Here is a 9,022-nt window from a genome sequence, read left to right as displayed (position 1 = left end):
TCACGCGCCCCTCTGCTGCTGGACTGCCTTGCCGCCGGCGGCAGGCGGGGCGAGGACCCCGATCACCCGCACCATCGCCTCCCCCTGTGTGGCCAGCTGCTCGATGAGCTGCTCGACCTCCACCGCCGTCTTCTGCACGCGCGTCTCCTCGTGCCTCCGCCGGATGCCGCTGAAGCTGAGCTGCTCGAACGTCGACAGGCTCGCCTTCCGCCAGGCCGCCAGCCGCTTCTCGTACTCGACGAGTTGCCCCACCAGCGGGGTCTCCTGCTCTTTGCGCAGCTCGGCGATGTGCTCGCGGCTGGCTCGTACCGCCGCCGGGACGAGTGCCTGGAGTGCAGTCTTGTCCCCGGTGAAGGGCTGGTTGAGCATCTTCGGTTTGACCCCGGCCCGTTCCAGTACGCCCACCAGGTCGTCGTCGAAGCCGGGCGTTCCACTCGCCAGGCCCGTCACGCACGTCCAGGCCAGCACGGTCGGGTGGCCCTTGGCGTTGGAGTACATGCCCTGGGTGAGGAAGACCGGTTCGTCGACGTCGGCCGTGATGATCGGGGCGGTGTTGCGGGTGAGCCTGACCAGGAGCTTGTCGGTGAGCCATTCCACCACCGGGTGCTGGTCCGTGAGGTAGCTGACGTCCGGCCAGCCGGAGGTCTCGGCGCGCTCCTGCTTGCTGATCGCGCCCTTGGCGCGGTTGCCGCTGCGCTCGCGGGCCCGGTCCAGCCGGTCCTGGCCGAACTGCTGGTCGAAGGTGACGCGGAGCCGGTCCAGGACCTGCCGTTCGTCCAGGTAGGACTTGGGGAGGACCAGGAGGCGGCGCTGGAGCTCGCGGTCCGGGGTGAAGACCAGCATCTTGGGGTGGTCCTCGTCCCAGTGCTTGCCGATGCGCTGCTCCGGGTTGCCGTAGACCTCGTCCAGGGCCTCTTCGACGAACGCGCGGGTGGAAGCGAACAGTTGGGGTACCTGGTAGCCCGGTGAGTCGGCCTCCGGGGTGTGGTCGGCCAGGAACGCCTCAAAGGGGTCCAGCGGGACGGACGGCACGACCGTTTCGAACGGTTGCTCATCCGCCAGAAGGCGTTCCATGATGGCGGCCGTCTCCGCGTCCTCGTCGCGCAGGCCGAGGATGGAGGCGGCCTCGCCGAGGGTGCGGTGGACCTCGTCCTCGCGCCGCAGCAGGCGCTCGGACACCGCCCGGTCGGCTGAGGGGTTGTCCGGGTCCTCGTCGGCGGTGAGCAGCAGCAGCGCGCGGATCTCCGGGCAGTGCTGCTGGCCGTAGCGGTCGATCCGGCCGTTGCGCTGTTCGATGGTGATCAGCGACCAGGGCAGGTCGTAGTGGATCATCTGGTGGCACTGACGGTGCAGGTTGACGCCCTCGGCGGCGATGTCGCCCGTGAGCAGGACCCGCAGTTCGCTGCTCGCCAGGCCGAAGTCCTTGACGGTGCGCTGCTGTTCGTCGTCGGAGAGGCCGCCGTGGAGCTGGCGGACGGCACCGCTGGTCTTCCCCTTGCCCGGGGCGAAACCGAGGGCCGACGGGAGGGTGTCCTGCAGTATCTGCAGGGTGGCGCGGCGCTCGGAGAAGATGACGACGCGGGCGTCGGACCCGGGGCCGACCTTGATCTCCTCCTTGAGGACCTTCACCAGCTGCCGGAACTTGGCGGCGTCCTCGATGTCTATGGCCTCGGCGATGGTGCCGAGGTTGACCAGAGCGTCGCGTTCGGCCCGGCGCTCCCGCGGCTGGGAGCTCTTGTCGATGCTGTCGATCCGGTTGTCGACCGTTTCGACAAGCGCCGAGTGGGAGGAGAGGAAGGACTTCAGGAGGGTGTACGGGAAGAGGCGCGCGCCCTTGCCGGACACAGGGGCTGTGCGGCCGTCCTTCGGGTTGATCCAGACGTCGTACAGCTCGTCGAAGACGCGCTGCTCGGCCGGGGTCGCCGTGCAGTCGATGGCGACCGGCGGCTTCCGGGTGGCCCACATGTGGCCGATCTCGGCCGAGACGTCGGGGGACATCTTGTGGCGCCGGATGTAGAGGTGCTTGAGCTGCGTCTCGTCGTAGTCGCTGGTGTTGGGGATGGCCGTCGGGTCGAGCAGGCTCAGCAGCTCGCCGAAGGACTCCCGCTGGCCGTTGTGCGGTGTGGCGCTGGCCAGGATCAGGGCGTCGGTCTTCGGGGCGAGGAGCTGTGCGAGGCGGTTGTTCTTCGTCCCGGTGTTGATGAGCTTGTGCGACTCGTCGATGACGACGGCGTCCCAGGTGACCTGCATGAGGTGGCTGCGCCAGCGGTCGGAGCGCAGGGTGTCGATCGAGATGATCGCCCGCTTGTAGTAGGAGAAGGGGTTGCGGCCGGCGGGGATGTCGTTCTTGATCCGCTCGATGCCGGCCGAGTCCAGGCGTACCACCGGGATCGCGAAGCGCGCCCACAGTTCGTGCTGGAACTGTTCCAGGATGTGCTTCGGCGTCACCACGAGGATGCGCTCGCCCCGCCCGCGCCTGATCAGCTCGGACAGCAGCAGCCCGACCTCAAGTGTCTTGCCGAGGCCGACCGCGTCCGCGATCAGCAGGCGGGGCCGGAGGGCGCGCAGGGCGGCCTTGGCCGGCTCGCGCTGGTAGGCGAGATCATCGACGAGGTGGGTGCCGACGGTGGCGAGACGCTGTTCGGAGAGGGGCAGCGGAGTCTTGCGGATCAGCGCGTCGATGAACAGGCGTGACCGGCGGCACTCGGGGGAGCCGTCGGGAACGAGTTCGGTGTCCTCGGGGCGCAGCGGGGTCACCCGGTCCAGGCTCTCGTGGGCGAAGAAGACCGCGCGCTGGTCGCGGACGAGGGGCGAGATGCCCCGCACATCGAGGCGGGTGCCATCCTTGGCGGTCTCGGCGACCTCCACGACCAGCCAGTCCTCGTCGCGGGCGCGGACCTGCATCCCGGGGGCGAACCGGACACCGCCGGACCCCTCACCCGGAACGTTGCCCGGCACGCTGTCGGCGACGGTGGCCATCGACGGGTCTCCTTCGATTGCTGCTCTGCTGCTGCGTAGTCCGAGAGCGTGGGTCTTCAGGGTTGGTGAGCGAGCCCGGAGGGCTCAGCCGCCGTAGTCGCCGCGGCGGTCCTCGATACGGCTGCGCCATCGCGCCGCCCAGCGGTCCGGCGTCACGTCCCGCCGGGGTCCGGGGGCGGTCGGGGCGGCGTGCCGGGGAAGCGGCGCGGCCTCGGGTACCGGCTCGGGGACGAGGTACGGGACGTCGTCCGGCTCGGCGTCCACCGCGGCTTCCGTACCCGGTACGGCGTCCGGCGCCTCGGCGGTCGTGGCCTTCCGCGCCAGTACCTCCGCGAGGAATGCCTCCGGCAGCGGCGGATACGCCTGCGCGTCCGTGGGCACACCGAAGTCGAGCAGCCGTCCCATCGCCTCTTCCATCACGCTCTGCGCCGTCGGCCGGTCCTCCGGGGCGAAGGCCAGGGTGTGGGAGACCAGATCGAGCAGCGCGGGCGGGAGACCGGTCAGGTCGGGCTGGACGTCCAGGGTCCGCTGCGCCGGCATCTGCGCGTAGAACGGGACATGGCCGGTCGCCGCGTGCACCAGCGTCGCACCGAGGCTGTAGACGTCCGCCGCCTCGCTGGCCTTGCGGGAGTCCGCAGCCTGTTCCGGTGCCATGTAGGCGAGGGTGCCCAGCGCCGCGCTCGCCGTGGTCAGGCCCGTTCCGCCGTTGACGTGGGAAATGCCGAAATCTATGACCCGGACGCCGTCCGCCGCGACCAGGACGTTGCCGGGCTTGAGGTCACGGTGCAGTAAACGCACCGAGTGGACGTGCATCAGGGCGTCCGCGAGACCCGCCGCCAGCCACCACGCACCCAGTTCGCTGACCGGTCCGTGCTGCTCCAACAGCTCCAGCAGCGAGGGCGCGTTGATGTACTGCGTCGCGATCCACGGCGTCGCCGCTCGCGGATCGGCGTCCACGAGAGCAGCGGTGTGGAATCCGCCGACGCGGCGGATCGCCTCCAGCTCCAGGGCGAAGCGCCGGCGGAAGTACTCGTCCTCCGCGAGCTGCGGCCTGACGACCTTCACGGCGACCGGGCGGGTCGAACGGTAGCCGAGGTACACGACCCCCATTGCCCCTTGGCCCAGCCGGCCGACCAGTCGGAAGTTCCCGACCGTCGTCGGGTCGCCCGCTCTGAGCGGCTGCAGCACCTTTGCCCCCGTGGTGTCCTGACCTGGCTGGACGAAAGCGAGGTTATCAGCGGGTCCGCTCACTTTTGCTGCTCCTCATGGGACTCGCTCTTCCCGGAGGAAACACCGGCGGCAGGCGGTAGCAGAGCTCCCTGGGCCGGCCCGTCGTACGCGAGCGCGCTCGTCCAGCCGCCGAAGCCGTCGGCCTGAGGGCTGGCCGCCGCACCGGCCGTGAAGAGCGGGCAGACCGGGCGACGGCGGCGCCGGTTGGAGACGGCGGCACGGGTCACTCCGGGGGAGCGGGTGATCTCGGCAGCCGTCACGACCGCCGCAGGGGCGGATTCGTCGGCGGCCATACCCAAGACCGTACACACCCCCGAGAGAGCGGGCAAGTAGTGTCTGTTTACAGGGTTTACATGGATTGGGGCACTTGCGGAGTCGATGTGGTGTGTCGGCGTCCGGGATCGGACTTCGTTGTCCTGGCGCGCTGCGAAGCCGGCGAAGGCTGCCCAGGCCACCCGGCCCATGGTGGGCGGAGGGCTGATGGCGGTCTTCAAGTCTCCTCAGGCGGGCACGGTCTCACGGGCGGCGGCCTGCGGCCTCACGCCAGGCCGCCGCCAACCGTGGGCGCCGCGCCAACAGGAAGGAGCACCGGTACAGAACCGCCGGGCACGACGACGGCTTTTCGTCCACCGGGTCGGTGGGGCGAGGGACCGGGTCGCGTTTCGACGCCTGCGGCGCTCGGATCAGGCGCCCAGTTCACCGCGTTTCACGGCTGCTATGAACGTGTCCCAGTCGGCTGCCGGGAATGTGATCACCGGGCCGTGCGGGTTCTTGCTGTCCCGTACGGGAACGGCAGCGATGAAGCCGTCAGCGACTTCGAGGCACTCACCGCCGTCCGGGTTGCTGTAGGAACTCTTGCGCCAGCTCACAACACCGAGGCTGAGGGGTCGCACGGCATTTCCTCCAGGGTGCGCAGGATGAACTTCCGTGACTCGGCGGGGGACAGGGCCAAGTCGCGTACTGCATCGTAGGCACGCTGGAGGCGTTCGACTGTGCCGTAGTCTTCGATGAGTTCGCCGGAGAACGCATTCTCGGCATACACCACTGTGCGCGCATCCAGCAGCCGCAGGAACATCACGGCAGCGCTCACCAGACCGTGAGGCCCCGCGCTCATGGGCAGTACCTGGATCGTCACGTTGTCCCGCTCCGACACTTCGGCGAGAAACTCCAACTGCGCGCGCCACGCTCCTTGATCGCGTACAGGCGTGCGCAGCACTGCCTCGGAAAGGAGTGACCGGAAGGGCGGTGCGTCCTCCCCTTCCAGCAGTTCGCGTCGGCCCATCCGCGCCTCGACCTGTTGGTCAAGCTCGGCACCCTTACTGCCGCCCACGGCCAGGACCTCGCGCGCGTAGCCTGGGGTCTGCAGCAGCCCCGGCAGCACGCTGACCGCGAAGTGCCACAGGCTGGTCGCCTCCGCCTCCAGCTCCATGTAGCGCCGGTACTGCTCGCGGAACTGGGTGTGGTCCGCCCGTGCCAGTTCCCACAGGGCGAGCAGCATCCCCGGCGTCCCGAAGTACGTGTCCAGGGCCTGGACGACCTCCGGGCCGCCCAGCGTCTCGCCCTTCTCCATCTTCCCGAACAACGACCAGTCCCAGCCCAGCCGCTCTCCGAGCTGCCGCAGGCTGACGCCCTTGCCGGCCCGCAACTGCCGTAACTCCTCCGCGAACCGCTGACGCGGCTCCCGGCTGCGGCCCGTGACCAGACGTCGCTGCGGCAAGGCAACTCCCTCCGGCACCCCGGACCGGCCGTCCCCGACCGCCCCCAGAGGCCCTTCGTACCCGTACTCGGTGTCGACCGGTACTCATTCGTGATGGGTTGACTACACACGGTAAATCGGCCGATGTTGAAGTGATGGGCGAATCACGAAATCCGTCGACCGTGGGCGGACGCTGCCGCGACGAGCTGAGGACGGCCGCCCGTCAGGACGGCGAGGTCGGCCTGTGACTGATGCGGGGTCGCTGTACTTCGTGGCATGTCCCGTTGCGGCGCGGAGCCAGTCCGTAGTGCGCACGCACCAGGGCGGGGAGTGGCTGGTCCGGGCGCACCAGGGGAAGACGGCGGCGGGGACGATGCCCGGCGGGGCGCCGGAGGGAGTGTGGGAGGCGCGCGGATCTCGCGCATTCCCCACTGCCCAACGGCGTCTGGAGTGATCGACAAGTGGCGTTGTCCCTTTCCCCGTCCCCTTCCCCTTCCCGGGTCCGCGTCGGGAGGCCGGCGATCGCTGCCCTCGGCATCCTGGCGCTCGCCCTCGGCACCCTGCAGTCCGTGGTGGAGCCCGCGCTTCCGCTGCTCCAGCGCGAGCTGGGGGTCAGTCCCGCCGAAGGGGCCCTGGTCGGCAACGCGTTACTCGTCACCGGCGCGGTCGTCACGCCCGTCGCCGGCAAACTCGGCGACCGCTACGGCGGACGGCGGGTGCTGGTATGGCTGATGGCCGTGGTCTCGGCCGGTGGCCTGCTGGCCGGTCTGGCGCCGAACCTGCCGGTGCTGCTGCTCGGCCAGGTGCTGCAGGGCGTCATGGTGGGCGTGCTGCCCCTCTCCTTCATCCTGGTGCGCAAGCACCTCACGGCGGGAGAGTCACAGGCGGCGATCGGGATCGTCATCGCGCTGTTCACCGGCGGCAGCATCGTGGGCACGCTGGTTGCCGGGCCGATCGCCGAACGACTGTCCTGGCACGGGATGTTCCTGCTGCCGACGATCGCGATCGTCGCGTCGACGGCGGTCGTCACGCGGCTGATGCCGCACGATCCGCCGGCCCGGTCGGACGAGCGGATCGACTGGGCCGGCGTGGTTCTGCTGAGCGGCACGCTGCTCGCGTTCATGCTCGGGCTGGTGACGGTGACGAGCGCCGGCCTGCCGCCGCTCGCGGTCGGTGCCATCGCGGTGGCCGTGGCCGTCCTCGCCACCGGCTGGGTCGCCGTCGAGCGCCGGGCGGTCTCGCCGATGGTCGATCTGCGGATGCTGGCGAAGCCCGCGATGTGGAGTGCGTGCGTGCTCACCCTCGTCATCACCACCAGCGCGGGAATGGTGCTCTTTCTGCTTCCGCAACTGTTCGCGGCGCCGGCCGACGGGTACGGCTTCGGAGCCGGCACCACCCAGATCGGACTCTTCCTGCTGCCAGGCGCCATCGCCGGGGCGGTCAGCGATTCGGTCGGCGGGGTCGCGGCGCGGCGTTTCGGCCCGCGTGCCGTGGTCGTCGCGGGCACCGTCGTCACGACGGGCACGATGATCGCCCTGGCCTCGCTGCACAGCGCGGCATGGCAGCTCGTCCTCGCGAAGATGCTGACCGCGTTCGCCGCGGGCGTCGCCACCACGGCGCTGCTCGCCGGCACCGCCACCGCCGTCGCGACCGGGGACACCGGCATCGTCACCAGCCTGCTCGTGGTGACCCGCGTCATCGGCTTCGCCCTGGGCGTTCAGATCAGCGGCGCGATCCTCGCCGCCGGGACCGACCCGGTGACGGGCCTGCCGGCCGAACCGGCCTTCGTCACGGGGTTCCTCACCGCCGGTCTCGTCGCCGCGTTGTCCCTGCTCGTCGTCCGTGTCAGCAAGAAGGGAGTCCGGGCATGAAGGGCATGACACCCACCGGTCTGTCGATGGACGTGCGGACGACCGTGAAGCGCAAGGTTCTGATCTCCGGGGCCGGCATCTCCGGACCCGCGCTGGCGTACTGGCTGCATCGAGCCGGATGCGCGGTCACCGTGGTCGAGAAGGCGGGAGGACCGCGCGACGGCGGTTACCCGATCGACATCCGCGGCACCGCGACAGAAGTGGTCCGGCGGATGGGGATACTGCCGCACCTGCGGGACGCGCACATCGACTCGCGCCGCTGCACGTTCCTCGACGCCGACGGCGGCGAAGTGGCCTCGGTCGACCCGCGCGCCCTTGCCGGCGATGCCGGGGGACAGGACCTGGAGGTGCGCCGCGGGGATCTGGCCGCGCTCCTCCACGCGCTGGTGCGCGACGACGTGGAATTCCTGTTCGGCGACTCCGCCGCCACCCTCGACCAGCACGGACAAGGGGTCGACGTCACGTTCCGCAGCGGGCGACGGGACACGTTCGACCTGGTGGTCGGCGCCGACGGCATGCACTCGCAGACCCGGGAGTCCCTGTTCGGCCCCGAAGAACGGTTCCACCGCTACCTCGGCTATTGCTTCGCCGTCTTCACCATGCCGAACACCTTCGGGCTCTCCCATGAACTCCTGGTGTGGAACACCCCGGGCAGGGCCGCGGCCCTCTACGCCGTCGGGGACGACGACGAACTGCACGCCTTCCTGAACTTCCACCAACCGGAACCGCCGTTCGGAGCCCTCCGGAACCCCGGCGCCCAGCGGGACCTGGTCGACGCGGTCTTCGCCGGTGCGGGATGGGAAGTCCCCGGCATGGTCAGGGTCATGCGCGACGCGGACGACCTCTTCTTCGACACGGCCGGCCAGATCCGTATGCCCTGCTGGTCCAGCGGTCGCGTCGCACTGGTCGGTGACGCCGCGTACGCGCCCTCGTTCCTCACCGGACAGGGCACGAGCCTCGCGCTGGCCGGTGCCTACATGCTCGCCCAGGCCTTGGCCACGCACCGGGACCACACCGCGGCGTTCGCCGCCTACGAACGCGGCCTCCGCGAGTTCGTCGCCATGAACCAGGCCCTGGCCGGCAAGGGCGCGGCCAGGCTCTTCCCCACCACGGCGCGGGCTCTGGAGCAACGCAACACGATGCTGCGCGACCTCGTCACCCTGCCCTCCGCACCGGCGGCGCCACCGGCCCACTCGGCCCTGACGCTGCCCGAGTTCGCGCCGATGCCGTAAGGGACCCGATGCCG

Annotated in this window: 7 protein-coding genes; 2 read left to right on the top strand and 5 right to left on the bottom strand. The window is 70.2% G+C overall.

The window, feature by feature from the left end; translation table 11 throughout:
• From E4N63_RS05930 to E4N63_RS05910, 5 genes are all read right to left on the bottom strand, one after another.
• Positions 1-2,979 (bottom strand): DEAD/DEAH box helicase, encoded by a 2,979-nt coding sequence (locus E4N63_RS05930; RefSeq protein ID WP_230240134.1) that lies wholly within the window; start codon positions 2,977-2,979, stop codon positions 1-3.
• Between the two features lie 84 nt (positions 2,980-3,063).
• Positions 3,064-4,089: a serine/threonine-protein kinase gene (locus E4N63_RS05925; protein WP_230240133.1), complete on the bottom strand. Its 1,026-nt coding sequence runs from the start codon at positions 4,087-4,089 to the stop codon at positions 3,064-3,066.
• A 137-nt stretch (positions 4,090-4,226) separates the two neighbouring features.
• Complete coding sequence (locus E4N63_RS05920; protein ID WP_230240132.1) at positions 4,227-4,502, bottom strand: hypothetical protein; 276 nt, start codon at positions 4,500-4,502, stop codon at positions 4,227-4,229.
• Between the two features lie 390 nt (positions 4,503-4,892).
• Positions 4,893-5,102: a DUF397 domain-containing protein gene (locus E4N63_RS05915; protein WP_374112693.1), complete on the bottom strand. Its 210-nt coding sequence runs from the start codon at positions 5,100-5,102 to the stop codon at positions 4,893-4,895.
• Complete coding sequence (locus tag E4N63_RS05910; RefSeq protein WP_230240130.1) at positions 5,075-5,926, bottom strand: helix-turn-helix transcriptional regulator; 852 nt, start codon at positions 5,924-5,926, stop codon at positions 5,075-5,077. The genes E4N63_RS05915 and E4N63_RS05910 overlap by 28 nt, the downstream gene beginning before the upstream one ends.
• A 440-nt stretch (positions 5,927-6,366) precedes the next feature.
• Between E4N63_RS05910 and E4N63_RS05905 the strand changes: the two genes are divergently transcribed.
• Both E4N63_RS05905 and E4N63_RS05900 read left to right on the top strand, forming a co-directional pair.
• The gene (locus E4N63_RS05905) at positions 6,367-7,776 is read left to right on the top strand and encodes an MFS transporter (protein WP_374112692.1); all 1,410 of its coding nucleotides are present in this window, start codon (positions 6,367-6,369) and stop codon (positions 7,774-7,776) included.
• A gap of 5 nt (positions 7,777-7,781) precedes the next feature.
• Complete coding sequence (locus E4N63_RS05900; RefSeq protein WP_230242367.1) at positions 7,782-9,008, top strand: FAD-dependent monooxygenase; 1,227 nt, start codon at positions 7,782-7,784, stop codon at positions 9,006-9,008.
• The last annotated feature ends 14 nt before the right edge of the window (positions 9,009-9,022 follow it).

Origin of the sequence: Streptomyces sp. MNU89, from assembly GCF_020982505.1 — a bacterium.
In the GTDB taxonomy this organism is placed as follows: Bacteria; Actinomycetota; Actinomycetes; order Streptomycetales; family Streptomycetaceae; genus Streptomyces; species Streptomyces xinghaiensis.
Note: the sequence above shows the minus strand (reverse complement) of the source record. Positions and strands in the feature narration are given on the sequence as shown.

Coding starts and splice junctions, on each gene's coding strand:
- E4N63_RS05930 (WP_230240134.1), bottom strand. CDS start 2,979: ATGGCCACCGTCGCCGACAGCGTGCCGGGCAACGTTCCGGGTGAGGGG.
- E4N63_RS05925 (WP_230240133.1), bottom strand. CDS start 4,089: ATGGGGGTCGTGTACCTCGGCTACCGTTCGACCCGCCCGGTCGCCGTG.
- E4N63_RS05920 (WP_230240132.1), bottom strand. CDS start 4,502: ATGGCCGCCGACGAATCCGCCCCTGCGGCGGTCGTGACGGCTGCCGAG.
- E4N63_RS05900 (WP_230242367.1), top strand. CDS start 7,782: ATGACACCCACCGGTCTGTCGATGGACGTGCGGACGACCGTGAAGCGC.